Source organism: Methylobacterium jeotgali (assembly GCF_022179345.1).
GTDB classification, from domain to species: Bacteria; Pseudomonadota; Alphaproteobacteria; order Rhizobiales; family Beijerinckiaceae; genus Methylobacterium; species Methylobacterium jeotgali.
The window spans coordinates 19,718-33,902 of sequence record NZ_BPQR01000019.1; the positions used below are offsets into that span (position 1 = coordinate 19,718).

The following is a 14,185-nucleotide window of genomic DNA, read 5'->3' on the forward strand; positions in this document are numbered from 1 at the left end:
GCGTCAGCGCCCGCGGTTCGAGCCCGAGCCGCGGCCCTTGTACTTCGGCCGCTGGCCGCCGAGGCCCTGCGTCGAGCGCGCCTTCGGGCGCTCCTGCCAGACGGGGGCGCCGACGGGCAGTTCCCGGTCGGTTCCGGGGCCCATGTTGTCGAGGGTGGGCTTCGAGATGCGGCTGCCCTTCTGCCCGTAGCGGCCGGCCTCTCGCTCGACGTCGCCCTGACGGGCGAGGGGGTCGTCGGAGACAAGAAGCTCCGTCGCCTGGAGGCGCTTGAGCTCGTCGCGCATCCGCGCCGCCTCCTCGAAGTCGAGGTCGGCGGCGGCCGCGCGCATGCGCTTCTCGAGGTCGGCCATCACCGCCTTGAGGTTGTGGCCGACGGTGGCCTCCGTCTTGGAGAGGCCGGTGTCGACCTTGACGTGGTCGCGCTCGTAGACGCTCTCCAGGATGTCGGCGATGCCGCGCTTCACGCTCTGGGGCGTGATGCCGTGCTCGGCATTGTAGGCGAGCTGCTTCTGGCGGCGGCGCTCGGTCTCGGCCATCGCCCGCTCCATGGAGCCGGTGACCTGATCGGCATAGAGGATGCAGCGGGCGTCCGCGTTGCGGGCGGCGCGGCCGATGGTCTGGATCAGGGAGGTCTCGGAGCGGAGAAAGCCCTCCTTGTCGGCGTCGAGGATCGCGACGAGGGCGCATTCCGGGATGTCGAGCCCCTCGCGCAGCAGGTTGATGCCGATCAGCACGTCGAAGGCGCCGAGCCGCAGGTCGCGGATGATCTCGATGCGCTCCAGGGTATCGATGTCCGAGTGCATGTAGCGCACACGCACGCCGTTCTCGTGGAGATACTCGGTGAGATCCTCGGCCATGCGCTTCGTGAGCGTCGTCACCAGCGTCCGGTAGCCGGCCTGGGCGACCTCGCGGACCTCGCCCAACAGATCGTCCACCTGGGAGCGCGCCGGGCGCACGTCGATCACAGGGTCGATGAGGCCGGTCGGGCGGATGACCTGCTCGGCGAAGACGCCCGCCGTGCGCTCCATCTCCCACTTGCCCGGCGTCGCCGAGACGTGGACCGACTGCGGCCGCATCGCGTCCCACTCCTCGAAGCGGAGCGGGCGGTTGTCGAGGCAGGAAGGCAGGCGGAAGCCGTACTCGGCGAGCGTCGCCTTGCGCCGGAAGTCGCCCCGGTACATGCCGCCGATCTGCGGCACCGTGACGTGGCTCTCGTCGGTGAAGACGAGGGCGTTGTCGGGCAGGTACTCGAACAGGGTCGGCGGGGGTTCTCCAGGCTTCCGCCCCGTCAGATACCGCGAATAATTCTCGATCCCGTTGCAGGCACCGGTGGCCTCGATCATCTCGATGTCGAAGGTGCAGCGCTGCTCCAGCCGCTGCGCCTCGATGAGCCGGCCCATGCGGGTCAGCTCGTCGACCCGGAGCTTCAGCTCGCTCTTGATGCCCTTGATCGCCTGCTGGAGGGTCGGGCGTGGCGTCACGTAGTGCGAGTTCGCGTAGACCTTCACGAACTTCAGCTCGTTGATCTTCTTGCCGGTGAGAGGATCGAACTCGACGATCGACTCGATCTCGTCGCCGAACAGGCCGATGCGCCAGCCGCGATCCTCCAAGTGGGCGGGCCACAGCTCGATCACGTCGCCGCGGACCCGGAAGGTGCCGCGTGCGAAATCCGACTGGATGCGCTTGTACTGCAGCGCCACCAGGTCAGCGACGAGCTGGCGCTGCTCGATCTTCTCCCCGAGCGTCACGGTGAAGGACATCGCCGTGTAGGTCTCGACCGAGCCGATGCCGTAGATGCACGACACCGAGGCGACGATGATCACGTCGTCCCGCTCCAAGAGCGCCCGGGTCGCCGAGTGCCGCATGCGGTCGATCTGCTCGTTGATCGAGGATTCCTTCTCGATGAAGGTGTCCGAGCGCGGGACGTAGGCTTCCGGCTGATAGTAGTCGTAGTAGGAGACGAAGTACTCCACCGCGTTTTCGGGGAAGAAGCTCTTGAACTCCCCGTAGAGCTGGGCGGCGAGGGTCTTGTTCGGCGCCAGGATCAGGGCCGGGCGCTGCGTCTCCTCGATGACCTTGGCCATCGTGAAGGTCTTGCCCGAGCCGGTAACGCCGAGCAGCACCTGATCGCGCTCCGCGGCCTTCACGCCCTGGACGAGTTCGGCGATGGCGGTGGGCTGGTCGCCGGCCGGAGTGAACTCGGATTTCAGCGTGAAGCGGACGCCGCCCTCGGATTTCGCCGGCCGCTCCGGCCGGTGCGGCACCCAGGCCTGCCCGTTCTTGAAGAGCGGGTTGCCCTCGGTGAGAAGCTTCTCGAGGGCCTCGACGGTGGCCGAGACGCCCTCGCTGGCCAGCGATACCGGCTCCGGGTCGGGCGCGCCGGCGGGCAGCGGACCGTCCTCGGGCGCGGCGAGGCCGAGCGCCTGGGCGAGGCGCGGGTCGACCTCGGCGGCGTCGCCGATCGCGTAGCCCGACTGCGGGGCCTCGGCGAAGCCGTTCTCCGCCCGCTTGCGGCCCTTGGCGGGTTTCGCGGGCGCCTCCGCCTTCACCCGCTCCCGGTTGAGGGCGGGGCTGAGAAGCGCGGCGAGATGCTCGTCGAGCGGCTTCAGCTCGGGCTTCTCCGCCTTCCCGGAGGCGGAGCGAGGCTTCTTCGGAGTCGGCATCCGACAGATATGGCCGCGAACCGGCGCGTCGCAAAGGTCTGTGCCGTCGCGCGCTTGTCGGCACGGCTATGGGCGGCTAGCCCTTCGCGCCCTGCCGGGTCCGGACCGGCAAGAAGGATGCCCATGCGCCACACGATCGTCCGCCTGAGCCTCGGAGCCGCCATGCTCGCCGGGTCCGGCCTCGCCATGGCCGCCGAGACCCTGCCCGCCCGCAAGGCCGGCCTCTGGGAGTCGAAGACCACCTCCGCCGACGCCAACGTCACGGCGCGCCAGTGCATCGACGAGAAGACCGACCAGCTCGCCGAGAGCACGCTGGGCGGCCTCGGCACCTGCTCGAAGCGCGCGCTCGTCAAGACGAGCACCGGCTACGCGACCGAGTCGGACTGCAAGATCGGCCCCATCTCCGCCTCCGGCAAAGGCACGATCACCGGCGACTTCAACAGCCGCATCCGCATCGAGACGACGAGCGTTCTCACGGGCATCCCGAACACGAAGGAGCCCGTCACCAAGTCCATGGTCATCGAGGCGACCTGGCTCGGCCCCTGCGAGAAGGGCCAGAGCCCCGGCGACATCATCCTGCCCGACGGCAAGGTGGTGAAGATGCCGGTGGCACCCCGTTGACGGTCGCGAGCGGCGACGGCGGCCGGCCCATCGATCCCGGCACCCGGATCGGTCACGTCCACCTCAAGGTGGCGGAGATCGAGCGGGCGCTGGGCTTCTACTGCGGCGTTCTCGGCTTCGCGCTGACGCAGCGCTTCGGCGGTCAGGCGGCGTTCGTCTCGGCCGGTGGCTATCACCACCATATCGGCCTCAACACCTGGGAGAGCGCCGGCGGCAGTCCGCCTCCGCCCGGCACGACCGGGCTCTACCACCTCGCGATCCTCTACCCGACGCGGGCGGCGCTCGCCGACGCCCTGCGCCGGGTCGAGGCCGCCGGCATCCCCCTCGACGGGGCGAGCGACCACGGCGTCAGCGAGGCGCTCTACCTGCGCGATCCGGACGGGAACGGCGTCGAGCTCTACCGCGACCGCCCGGAGGCGGAATGGCCGCAGGACTCGCGGGGCGGCCTCGCCATGGTGACGCGCCGGCTCGACCTCGACGCCCTGCGCCGGGAGCGCTGACGCCTTTACCGGAGGGGCGAGCGCGCCAGATTCGGCGGTACACCGGAGCCCTTCATGACCGACGACGCCCGCCCCGCCCTCGACGACGCGACCCTCGCCTTCGCCGGCCGTGTCTTCCAGTTCGCGCGGATGGGCCACGCCGCCGAGTTGGCGGAGCTGTTTGCCCAGGGGCTGCCGGCGAACCTGCGCAACGACAAGGGCGACAGCCTGCTCATGCTCGCCGCCTATAACGGCCAGGCCGAGGCCGCCCGCGTCATCCTGGAAGCCGGTGGCGACACCGAGCTCGCCAACGATCGCGGCCAGACGCCGCTCGCCGGCGCCGCCTTCAAGGGTGACGCAGGCATGGTGCGGCTCCTCCTCGATCACGGCGCGCCCGTCGACGGCGCCGGAGACGGCACCCGCACCGCCCTGATGGTCGCGGCGATGTTCGACCGGATCGAGATCGTCGACCTGCTCCTCGCCGAAGGCGCCGACCCGGCCCGACTGGACGGCTCCGGCCAGACCGCCGCCGACATGGCCCGCGCCATGGGCGCGCAAGTCACGCCCGCGAGGCTGGACGAAGCGGCGGCCGGCAAGGCCTGACGCGACGGGGGGAGGGCGGCATGATGCGCGGCGGATCGATCACGGGGCCGGCGCTGCTGGCGATCCTCATCGGCGTGTCATCCGCGAGGGCGGCGGAGGGCGACTGGCCGGCCTTCGCAGGCGGGCCGGAGAACCGCAACTTCTCGGGGCTCGCGCAGATCGACCGCGGCAACGTCGCCCGCCTGCGCCCCGCCTGGATCTTCCAGACCGGCGTCACCGGCACCTTCCAGGCGCAGCCCGTCGTGGTCGACGGGACGCTCTACGTCTCGACCACGCAGAACCACGTCGCGGCGATCGAGGCGAAGTCCGGCCGCGTGCTCTGGACCTACACGCATCGCGCCCGCACGGAGAAGGTGTTCGGCCCGCCCTCGAACCGGGGCGTCGCGGTCTCGGGCGGGCTCGTCTTCGAGGCGACCATGGACGGGCGCCTCCTCGCCCTCGACGCCGGCAGCGGGCGTGTCGTCTGGGACAAGGAGGCGGTGCGGCCGGAGGAGGGCGAGAGCGAGACAGCCTCCGGTCTCGCCGCGCAGCTCGGCGGCAAGCCCGTGCAGGGCTCGAGCCGCCTCGGCTTCAAGATGCCGCCGCTGGTGGCGGACGGGCTCGTCATCGTCGGCGTGACGGGGGCGGGCTACGGCCTCCACGTCGAGGACGAGAAGGGCGGCCTCGACGGCGGCTCGGTGATCGGCATCGAGGGCGGCTACGGCCGCCGGGGCTGGCTGGCCGCCTACGACGCGCGCACCGGCGAGGAGCGCTGGCGCTGGTACGTCACCAAGGCGGACGGCTGGGAGGGCGGCTACGTCACCGCGACGCCGGACGGCACGCCGCTGCACCGGGACGTCGCGGCGGAGAAGGCGGCCGCGCCCGCCAACCGCGACGCCTGGCGGGTCGGCGGCGGATCCCTCTGGATGACGCCGGCCTACGACGCCGAACTGGGGCTGATCTACCTCGGCACCGGCAACCCAGCGCCGCAGAACCTCGGCCTCTCCCGGCCCGGCGACAACCTCTACACGATGAGCCTCGTCGCCCTCGACGTGGCGACCGGGAAGCTGCGCTGGCACTTCCAGCAGGTGCCTCACGAGGAGTGGGGCTACGACGTCGCGAGCCCGGCCTTCCTCCTCGATCATCCCGGCGAGGACGGACCGGTGAAGGCGGTCGCCCAGGGCAGCAAGACCGGCTGGATCTTCGTGCACGACCGGCGGGACGGGCGGCTGCTGGCGCGCTCGCGGCCCCTCATCACGCAAAAGAACCTGTTCGCGCCACCGACCCCCGAAGGCACCGTGGTGAGCCCGGGCCCCCTCGGCGCCATCTCCTGGCATCCCGTCGCCTACGATGCCGCGCGCGGCCTCGCCTTCGCGCAGGTCCGCCACGGGGCGGCGACCTACACGGTCAAGACGCTGCCGGGCGCGGAGGGCCGCCCGCCGATCCGCTACACCGAGACCGGGGAGGCCAGGGCCGAACCGAGCTTCAGTACCCTGACGGCCGTCGACCTCGCCGAGGGCGGCGGGATCGCCTGGACGGTGAAGGCCGGCAGCCGGCTCTCCGGCGGGACGCTCGCCACGGCCGGCGGCCTCGTCTTATCCGGGGAGGAAGACGGGCATCTCGACGCCCACGATGCCGAGACCGGCCAGATGCTCTGGCGCTTCCAGTGCGGCGCCGGGATCGGCGGGCCGCCGATGACCTTCTCGGTCGAGGGGCGGCAGTACGTGGCAGTGGCGGCGGGCGGCGCCTCCTTCACCAAGTCGTCCGGCTTCGGCACCGGCGACGCGCTGGTCGTCTTCGCGCTGCCGGACTGAGGCTCAGCCGGCGACGGGCTTGAGCGCCGCCCGCATCCGCAGCCCGAATACCGCGAGGATGAACAGGCACCAGGGCGGCGCGTTCGGGCTGTAGAGGGTCGACTCGAACGAGGCGGAGGTCAGCCCGTACATCCACAGGCGCAGGAACAGCATCGTCGCCGGATCGATGGCGCCGGTCGGCGCCGCCCGCTGGAGGTCGCGCAGGGGCATCCAGGCGAAGGCGATCAGCGTCAGGGCGAGGCCGGGCAGGCCGATGACCAGCGCCGTGTCGATGAAGCCGTTGTGGCCGTGGTCGGCGGTCTGCACCCAGGTCAGCGCCTCGGCGCCGCCGTACATCGTCCGCTCGGTCCGCCAGAACGCACCGTAGCCCCAGCCGGTGACGGGCCGCTCGGAGATCTTCTCGGCGGCGAACTCCCAGATCTCGGTGCGGCCGGTGAAGGAGGTGTCCGGCAGGACCTTGCCGACATTCTCCTCGACGGCCGGCACGAAGACCGATCCGAGGGTGATGACGGAGAGCGCCAGCACCGGCCCGAGCAGCAGCCCAGCCCGCAGCAGCCGCCCCGGGAGCAGCCGGCAGAGGCCTGTGGAGACGAGCACGATCGGCACCAGGGCGATCGCTGTCTTGGAGGTCGTGCCCGCCAGGAACACGGCCGCGCCCGCGACGATCGCCCAGCCGATCGCCCGCTCGCCGCTCGCGACCACGAACAGCCCGACGAGGACCAACATCGCCATGACGCCGCCGGCCTCGTTCTTGTGCGCGAAGAGGCCCCGCCACAGGCCGGTATGAGCGGGCTCGTTGAGCAGGTCGAAGCTGTTGTGAACGGACAGGCCCGGCACCAGCGCCACGGCGAGGAAGGAGCCGCCGATCAGCACCGCGCTGACGCCCGCCAAGGTCAGCGCGAACTGGCGGACCGAGCGCATCAGCACCAGCACCCCGGCGGCGAGCACCGCGACGATCCCGAGGAGCACGGCGCGGCGGATCGAGAGCAGCGGATCGGCGGAGGTCAGCAGCGTCGCGCCGAGCCAGGCGGCGCAGGCGAGCAGCGGCAGGCTCAGGAGCGGCCGCAGCCGCTCGATCCCGAGCCGCCACAGGGCCCAGGCCATCGCCGCGAACAGGCCGAGGAACAGCACCTGGGTCTTGAGGTTGCCGCCCTCCCAGGCGTCGAGATGGGCCGGGTTGCTGAGGTCGGTCAGCGGCGTGTGGTTGAGGAAGGCGAGGAGACAGGCCCCGGCGAGCCCCATGCGCAGGCCGTCCGGCAGGTCGCGGGCGGCCGCGTCCCGTCCGGTTCCCGCTCGCAGGGCGTGGTCGGCAGCCGACGACATCGGGACGGGGCCTCGCGCGGGCGCACCCCTCGTCGCCCTCGGGCGGAGTATAGCGCGGCGGCGGCGGGCTCCCGCGGGTTTCGCCCCTTAAGGTTGATGCCGCCTCCGGCGCCTCCGCGCGGCGGGCCGTGCTAGCCTGTCGCCATGCCCCCACGCCTGCCCGGACCGACGCTCAGCCGCCGCGAATGGATCGCCGGCGCGGCCACGCTCGGCGCCTTGCCGGCCCTGGCCTACGCGCCGGACGGTCTCGCCGCCGCCGCAGGCCGGATCGGCATCGCCTATGGCAGCGCGGCGGTCCACCCGATGATCGAGCGCGATCCGGACTACGCGGCGGCGCTGGCGCGGGAATGCGGCCTCCTCGTCTGCGAGAACGCCACCAAGATGGACGCGGTGCTGCCGCGCCCCGATCTCGTCAGCTACGCCGCAGCCGACGCGACCCTGGCCTTTGCCACGCGGCACCGGATGCGGATGCGGGGACACACGCTCATCTGGCACGAGGCGATCCCCGCCTGGGTCCGCCCGCGCATCGCGGGACCGGGCGCGGAGACCTTTCTGCGGCAGTGGATCACCTCGGCGGCCGGGCATTTCCGCGGCCGCTTCGAGAGCTGGGACGCGGTCAACGAGATCGTCGCGCCGGAGGAGGGCCGGGCGGACGGGTTGCGCCGCTCGCCCTGGCTCGCCGCGCTCGGTCCGCGCTACGTCGACCTCGCCTTCCAGATGCTCGCCGAGGTCGACCCCGCCGCCGCGGGCGTCTGGAACGAGAACGACTGCGAGCAGGCCGCGCCCTGGATGGAGGCCCGCCGCGCCCTCGTCCTGCGCACCCTGGAGGGCCTGAAGCGGCGCGGCGTGCCAATCCGCCGGCTCGGCCTACAGGGACACCTCTACAGCACCTTCCCCCTCGATCAGGGCAAGCTGCGGGCCTTCCTGCGGGAGGTCGCGGGCCTCGGCCTCGCCATCGAGATCACCGAGCTCGACGTGGACGACCGCGCCTTCCCCGCCGATCCGCAGAAGCGCGACCAGGGCGTCGCCGATCTCGGACGGCGCTTCCTCGACACGGTGCTCGACGAGCCGGCAGTGCTCAACGTCGTCACCTGGAACGTCACCGATCGCGGCACATGGCTGAACGCCTCGCCGATCCGGCGCCGTCCGGACGGGCTGCCGCAGCGGGCCCTGCCGCTCGACGCGCAGTATCGGCGAAAGCCGCTCTGCAGGCCATGAAGCGCGCCTTCGAGGCCGCGCCGGACCACGCGGCGGCCCGCGCCGGGTTGCGAAAGGCCTGAGCTCAGGCCAGCAGGCCGCGAAGCGCGTCGATCAGTTCGGATTCGTTGTAGGGCTTGGCGAAGAACAGGGAGCCGCTCGGCAGGTCGCCCTCGACGGGAATGACCTTTCCCGACACGATAATGACGTGCACGTCCGGGCGCCGATGCTGGATGCAGGCCGCGAGACGGATGCCGTCGGGTCCGCCGGGCATGTCGATGTCGGTGAGCACGGCGCGGATCTCGCGGCAATCCTCCAGAAGCCGGATCGCCTCGGTGCCGTTGGTGGCGGTGAGCGCGGCGAAGCCGGCTTCCCGCAGCATGTCGATGGCTGCCTGTCGCGTCACGAACTCGTCCTCGGCGACGAGGACGAGGGGCTTCTCTGTCGCGGAGAACGGCATCGGGCGCGGGAACTCGGCAACCTCAGGAGGGAGGCGGCTCCGCATGCGTTCGTGGCAGGATTTCGCTGAATGTCGAGAGGGGCCCGGCGAAGACCTTAACGAAATCCGACCCGACCCCGCGCCCGCGAGGCGGTCTGCCCGCGCAGGAAGGCGGCCATCTCGGCCAGTTCCGGCGCCTTGGATCGGAAGGTGACGGAGAGCGCGAGCAGCGTGTCGGTGTGGTCGAGTCCGGCGTAGACGCGTTCCTGGACCGGCACGTTCGCCGCCCGCAGGCGCTCGGCGAGGCTCTGCGTGTTGCGCGGGCGCACCACGGTGTCGCCGTCACCCGTCGCGAGGAAGGCCGGCGGCGACATCGGCCCCACGAAGGCGACCGGCTGCGTGCCCTTCAGGTCCGGCGCCTGCCCGAAGACGCGCCTGGTGGTGTCGTTGTCGAGCGGCAGGAAATCGTAGGGCCCGGAGAGGCCCGCAACCGCCTTCACCACCCGCGGATCGGCGCCGGCGGCACGCAGATAGCGCGGGTCGAGCCCGAGCATCAGTGCGTTGTAGGCGCCGGCCGAGTGCCCGGCGAGCGCCACGCGGCGGGGATCGCCGCCGAAGCGGGCCGCGTTGTGCTGCGCCCAGGCCACCGCCGCCGCACCGTCCTCGAGGAAGGCGGGGTAGGGCGCCTCGGTGGCGAGCCGATAGTCCGGGACGATCGTGACGAAGCCCTGCGCCGCGAGCGCATGCCCGACGAAGGCATAATCTTCCTTCGCGCCGCTCGACCAGGAGCCGCCGTAGAAGAAGACCACGACCGGCGCCGGCTCGGACAGGTCCTCGGGGACGTAGACGTCGAGATGCTGGCGCGGGTGCTGGCCGAAGGGCTGGTTCTTCGCCGCCTGCCGTGCGCCGGCATCGCGCGGGCCGATGGCGTCGAAGAGCCCGAGCGGCGAGCAGGCGGCGAGCCCCGCGGCCGAGAGCGCGAGGCACAGAAAGCTCGCCAGGGCGGTGAGAATTCGGGTCATTCGGGTTCCGGAGGGCCGCGAGTCGGCGTGATCGCACGCGCGTCGGGGCCGTTTCATGACGGATCGGCGGCGCTGGTCAGGTCTTGAGCACGATGCAGGCTCCGCCCGCGGTGCGAATCCGCCCGCAGAGCGTATCGGCGGCCTGCCGGCTCTCGGCGGGGATGCGCACCCGGTAGAAGGCGCGCGTACCCCGGTAGCGCAGGCGGGTGCCGATGATCATCGGGCGGACCTCGCCGATCACCCCGGCGTAGCGGGAGCGGGTGGCGGAGAAGCTGCGCAGCGCCAGCGCTTTCGAGAAGTTGCCGGCGAGCTGGATTCCCCAGGGGGCCGCCGGCCCCTCGTTGAGGGCCAGCGCGAAGCGGTCGCCGCGCGAGGGCACCCGCAGGGCCGCCGTCGTCTGAAGGCAGGTCTGGGGCGCATCCGGCTTCGCCTCCGCCTTGGCCTCGGGTTTCGCAGGTGCGCCGGGCTTCTCGGCGGTCTCGCCGGGCTTCCTCGCGGGGCCGCCCTCCGGCGGTCCCAGCTCGACGGCGGCGCGCGGCCGCCAGTCCTCCGCCGGCTGTCCGGTGATGGCGTAGACGTAGGCGCGGGTCTCCGAGGGCAGGCCGCCGGAGCCGGCGAGCCAGTTCGTGACCCGCGTCGGGCCGCCATTGTAGGCCGCCGCCGCGAGCCCGAGATTTCCGAACTGCCGCTTGAGATCGGCCAGCAGATGCGCCGCGTGCGGGATCGCCTGCTCCGGGTCGAACGGGTCCGAGAGGCCGCGCTCCTTGGCGGTGCCGGGCATGAACTGGGCGACGCCCTGCGCGCCGACCGGGCTCACCGCGCCGACCCGGAAGCTGCTCTCCCGCCAGATCAGCCGGGTCAGGAAGGGCACGGGCAGGGCGTGGCTCCGGGCGGCACCCTCGATCAGCCGGCAGAGCGCCTGCTCGACGGTCTCGCCGCTCTCGGAGGGCGCGGCGCGCGCGGGGGCCGGCAGGCCGAGCGCGATCAGCCCGAGCAAGGCGACGAGAGGAATGGGGGATCTCACGGCGCAGGTTTTAGCGTCGCGCTCCCCCGAGGCAATGGCGGGGCGTTCGCGATCCCAAGTCGTTCGCGATCCGGCGGCGGCGCGCTATATCTGCCGGCCGCGCCAGTGGCGGCGCCGAGCCTCCGGAACGCATGACCGCGCCGCTCCTGTCCGTCGAGAACCTGTCCGTCGCCTTCCGCGGTCGCGAGGGCGAGACCCTCGCCGTGGACGACGTCAGCTTCACGATCGCCCCCGGCGAGACCCTGGCGCTCGTCGGCGAGTCCGGCTCGGGGAAGTCGGTGACGGCGCTCTCCATCCTGCGTCTCCTCGACGGGGCCGCGCATCATCCGGGCGGGCGCATCGTCTTCCGGGACCGCGACCTGCTGGCTCTGCCCGAGCGAGCGATGCGCGAGGTGCGCGGCGCCGACATCACCATGGTCTTCCAGGAGCCGATGACCTCGCTGAACCCGCTGCACACGATCCAGCGGCAGATCGGCGAGGTGCTGGCGCTCCACCGGGGCCTGAGCGGCCGCAAGGCGCGGGCGCGCATCCTCGAGCTGCTGGAGCTCGTCGGCCTGCGCGACGCCGAGCGGCGCATGGGCGCCTACCCGCACGAGCTGTCCGGCGGCCAGCGCCAGCGGGTGATGATCGCCATGGCGCTCGCCTGCGAGCCCGACCTGCTCGTGGCCGACGAGCCCACCACCGCCCTCGACGTGACCGTGCAGGCGCAGATCCTGTCGCTGCTGGCCGACCTCCAGAAGCGGCTCGGCATGGCGATGCTGTTCATCACCCACGATCTCGGCATCGTCGAGCGCATCGCCTCGCGGGTCTGCGTGATGCTGCGCGGAAAGATCGTGGAGGAGGGTCCCGTTGCGGAGGTCTTCGCCCGCCCGCAGCACCCCTACACGCAGCGCCTCATCGCCTCCGAGCCCGAGGGCGCCGCGAACCCCGTCGCGCCGGACGCCCCGGTGCTGGTCGAAGCGGGGCCGCTCAAGGTCCACTTTCCGATCAAGGAAGGGCTGCTGCGCCGGACCACCGGCCACGTGCGCGCCGTCGACGGCGTCAGCGTGCGGGTGCGGGCGGGGGAGACGGTCGGCGTCGTCGGCGAGTCGGGCTCGGGCAAGACCACGCTCGGCCTCGCGTTGCTGCGCCTGACGGGCTCGGAGGGACCGATCGTCTTTCTCGGCCGCGACATCGAAGGTTACGGCCCCGCCGCCATGCGCCCGCTCCGGCGGGAGATGCAGGTGGTCTTCCAGGACCCCTACGGCTCGCTCTCCCCTCGCATGTCGGTGGCCGACATCGTGGCCGAGGGTCTCGTCGTGCAGGGGCGGGGCGGCTTGCGGGCCGAGCGACGGGCGATCGTCGCCCGGGCGCTCACCGATGTCGGGCTCGATCCGGCGACCATGGACCGCTACCCGCACGAGTTCTCCGGCGGCCAGCGCCAGCGCATCGCCATCGCCCGCGCCATGGTGCTGGAGCCCCGCTTCGTGGTGCTCGACGAGCCGACCTCGGCCCTCGACCGCTCCGTGCAGGCGCAGATCGTGACGCTGCTGCGCCGGCTCCAGGCCGAGCGCGGGCTCGCCTACCTGTTCATCAGCCACGACCTGAAGGTGGTGCGGGCGCTCGCGAACTACGTCGTCGTGATGCAGCACGGGCAGATCGTGGAGGAGGGACCCGCCGAGAGCATCTTCGCGAACCCGACGACGCCCTATACCCGCGCCCTGTTCACCGCGGCCTTCGCCCTGAAGAGCGAGACGCTCGCCGAGCCGGCGCTCGAGTCCGAGTCGGCCTGAGATGGTGCGCGCGCTGCTGATCGTCCTCGATTCCGTCGGCATCGGCGGCGCGCCCGACGCGGCTCGCTACGGCGATGCCGGCGCCGACACCGTCGGGCACATCGCCGCGCGCTGCGCCGAGGGGCGGGGCGACCGCGAGGGCCTGCGGCGGGGACCTCTGCGCCTGCCGAATCTCGCCGCCCTCGGCCTCGGCCTCGCGGCGCAGGGCGCCACGGGCCGCATCCCGCCGGGGCTTGAACCGCCCGAGAGCGGCCCGCGCGGCAGCCATGGCCACGCCGTCGAGACCGCCGCCGGAAAGGACACGCCCTCCGGCCACTGGGAGATCGCCGGACTGCCCCTCACCGAGCCTTGGGGACACTTCCCAGACCTGCTTCCCTCCTTCCCGCCGGAGCTGACGGCGGCGCTCGTCGCGGAAGCGGGCCTTCCCGGCATCCTCGGCGACCGCCACGCCTCCGGCACGGCCATCGTCGACGAACTCGGCGCGGAGCATCTGCGGACGGGCAAGCCGATCTGCTACACCTCGGCCGACAGCGTCTTCCAGATCGCCGCTCACGAGGAGACCTTCGGCCTCCAGCGGCTCTACGATCTCTGCGGGATCGCCCGCCGGCTCTGCGACCCCTACCGGGTGGGGCGCGTCATCGCCCGGCCGTTCATCGGCTCGGCCGAGCAGGGCTTTCGGCGTACCGGCAACCGCAAGGATTTCTCCGTCGCCCCGCCGGGGCCGACGCTCCTCGACATCGCCGTCGGAGACGGCCGCGCGGTCGTCAGCGTCGGCAAGATCGGCGACATCTTCGCCCACCGCGCCACCGGCACCGAGCTGAAACCCGGCCGCAACGGCGCCTGCCTCGACGCGGCGCTCGCCGCCATGGCCGACCTGCCCGAGGGCGGGCTCGTCTTCGTGAATCTCGTCGATTTCGACACCGACCACGGCCACCGGCGGGACGTGCCGGGCTACGCGGCGGAACTCGAGGCCTTTGACGCCCGCCTGCCCGAGATCGAGGCCGCTCTGCAGCCGGGCGACCTCTGCCTCGTCACCGCCGACCACGGCAACGATCCGACCTGGACGGGCACCGAGCACACCCGCGAACAGGTGCCGATCCTCGCCTTCGGGCCGGGTCTGCCCGCCCGCGCGCTGGGATGCCGCGAGAGTTTTTCCGACATCGGCGCGAGCGTCGCCCGGCATCTCGGGCTGCCCGCCCTAGAGTATGGAAAGCCCTGGTAAGACGGCCGAGGATCGGATCGGAGGGA

12 protein-coding genes are annotated in these 14,185 nt (G+C 72.1%); 7 read left to right on the forward strand and 5 right to left on the reverse strand.

Annotated features, from left to right (window positions below; genetic code table 11):
* Positions 1-3 precede the first annotated feature (3 nt).
* Positions 4-2,664 carry an excinuclease ABC subunit UvrB gene (gene uvrB / locus MFF04_RS05955; RefSeq protein ID WP_238274534.1) on the reverse strand — a complete coding sequence of 887 codons (2,661 nt, stop codon included), beginning with the start codon at positions 2,662-2,664 and terminating at the stop codon, positions 4-6.
* A 123-nt stretch (positions 2,665-2,787) separates the two neighbouring features.
* Between uvrB and MFF04_RS05960 the strand changes: the two genes are divergently transcribed.
* Genes MFF04_RS05960 through MFF04_RS05975 form a run of 4 tightly spaced genes read left to right on the forward strand, consistent with a single transcriptional unit; the run spans position 2,788 to position 6,160 of the window.
* Positions 2,788-3,285, forward strand: a complete 498-nt coding sequence (locus MFF04_RS05960) for a DUF3617 domain-containing protein (protein ID WP_238274535.1) — start codon at positions 2,788-2,790, stop codon at positions 3,283-3,285.
* The gene (locus MFF04_RS05965; protein ID WP_238274536.1) at positions 3,282-3,785 is read left to right on the forward strand and encodes a VOC family protein; all 504 of its coding nucleotides are present in this window, start codon (positions 3,282-3,284) and stop codon (positions 3,783-3,785) included. The genes MFF04_RS05960 and MFF04_RS05965 overlap by 4 nt, the downstream gene beginning before the upstream one ends.
* Positions 3,786-3,839: 54 nt before the next feature.
* Entirely contained in the window at positions 3,840-4,367 is a 528-nt protein-coding gene (locus MFF04_RS05970; RefSeq protein WP_238274537.1) for an ankyrin repeat domain-containing protein, read from the forward strand.
* Positions 4,368-4,387: 20 nt separating this feature from the next.
* Complete coding sequence (locus MFF04_RS05975) at positions 4,388-6,160, forward strand: pyrroloquinoline quinone-dependent dehydrogenase (protein ID WP_238274538.1); 1,773 nt, start codon at positions 4,388-4,390, stop codon at positions 6,158-6,160.
* A gap of 3 nt (positions 6,161-6,163) precedes the next feature.
* Here the strand turns inward: MFF04_RS05975 and MFF04_RS05980 are convergent, their stop codons facing one another.
* Entirely contained in the window at positions 6,164-7,483 is a 1,320-nt protein-coding gene (locus tag MFF04_RS05980) for an O-antigen ligase family protein (RefSeq protein ID WP_238274539.1), read from the reverse strand.
* 144 nt (positions 7,484-7,627) lie between these two features.
* Here MFF04_RS05980 and MFF04_RS05985 point away from each other — a divergent pair, with 144 nt between their 5' ends.
* Complete coding sequence (locus MFF04_RS05985) at positions 7,628-8,701, forward strand: endo-1,4-beta-xylanase (protein WP_238274540.1); 1,074 nt, start codon at positions 7,628-7,630, stop codon at positions 8,699-8,701.
* Between the two features lie 64 nt (positions 8,702-8,765).
* Here the strand turns inward: MFF04_RS05985 and MFF04_RS05990 are convergent, their stop codons facing one another.
* The 3 genes from MFF04_RS05990 to MFF04_RS06000 all read right to left on the reverse strand — a co-directional run bounded on the left by MFF04_RS05990 (position 8,766) and on the right by MFF04_RS06000 (position 11,165).
* A complete protein-coding gene (locus MFF04_RS05990; RefSeq protein WP_238274541.1) occupies positions 8,766-9,140 on the reverse strand; it encodes a response regulator in 375 nt (124 codons plus the stop codon).
* A 95-nt stretch (positions 9,141-9,235) separates the two neighbouring features.
* Positions 9,236-10,141, reverse strand: a complete 906-nt coding sequence (locus MFF04_RS05995) for an alpha/beta hydrolase (RefSeq protein WP_238274542.1) — start codon at positions 10,139-10,141, stop codon at positions 9,236-9,238.
* Between the two features lie 76 nt (positions 10,142-10,217).
* Complete coding sequence (locus MFF04_RS06000; protein WP_238274543.1) at positions 10,218-11,165, reverse strand: lytic transglycosylase domain-containing protein; 948 nt, start codon at positions 11,163-11,165, stop codon at positions 10,218-10,220.
* 131 nt (positions 11,166-11,296) lie between these two features.
* On the opposite strand from MFF04_RS06000, the gene MFF04_RS06005 reads away from it, so the two are divergent.
* Positions 11,297-12,937: an ABC transporter ATP-binding protein gene (locus tag MFF04_RS06005; RefSeq protein ID WP_238274544.1), complete on the forward strand. Its 1,641-nt coding sequence runs from the start codon at positions 11,297-11,299 to the stop codon at positions 12,935-12,937.
* 1 nt (position 12,938) lies between these two features.
* Complete coding sequence (locus MFF04_RS06010; RefSeq protein ID WP_238274545.1) at positions 12,939-14,159, forward strand: phosphopentomutase; 1,221 nt, start codon at positions 12,939-12,941, stop codon at positions 14,157-14,159.
* The last annotated feature ends 26 nt before the right edge of the window (positions 14,160-14,185 follow it).

Excerpts from the sequence above, each read along its gene's own strand:
- uvrB (WP_238274534.1), bottom strand. The coding sequence starts at position 2,664 with ATGCCGACTCCGAAGAAGCCTCGCTCCGCCTCCGGGAAGGCGGAGAAG.
- MFF04_RS05960 (WP_238274535.1), top strand. The coding sequence starts at position 2,788 with ATGCGCCACACGATCGTCCGCCTGAGCCTCGGAGCCGCCATGCTCGCC.
- MFF04_RS05970 (WP_238274537.1), top strand. The coding sequence starts at position 3,840 with ATGACCGACGACGCCCGCCCCGCCCTCGACGACGCGACCCTCGCCTTC.
- MFF04_RS05975 (WP_238274538.1), top strand. The coding sequence starts at position 4,388 with ATGATGCGCGGCGGATCGATCACGGGGCCGGCGCTGCTGGCGATCCTC.
- MFF04_RS05980 (WP_238274539.1), bottom strand. The coding sequence starts at position 7,483 with ATGTCGTCGGCTGCCGACCACGCCCTGCGAGCGGGAACCGGACGGGAC.
- MFF04_RS05985 (WP_238274540.1), top strand. The coding sequence starts at position 7,628 with ATGCCCCCACGCCTGCCCGGACCGACGCTCAGCCGCCGCGAATGGATC.
- MFF04_RS05990 (WP_238274541.1), bottom strand. The coding sequence starts at position 9,140 with ATGCCGTTCTCCGCGACAGAGAAGCCCCTCGTCCTCGTCGCCGAGGAC.
- MFF04_RS05995 (WP_238274542.1), bottom strand. The coding sequence starts at position 10,141 with ATGACCCGAATTCTCACCGCCCTGGCGAGCTTTCTGTGCCTCGCGCTC.
- MFF04_RS06005 (WP_238274544.1), top strand. The coding sequence starts at position 11,297 with ATGACCGCGCCGCTCCTGTCCGTCGAGAACCTGTCCGTCGCCTTCCGC.
- MFF04_RS06010 (WP_238274545.1), top strand. The coding sequence starts at position 12,939 with ATGGTGCGCGCGCTGCTGATCGTCCTCGATTCCGTCGGCATCGGCGGC.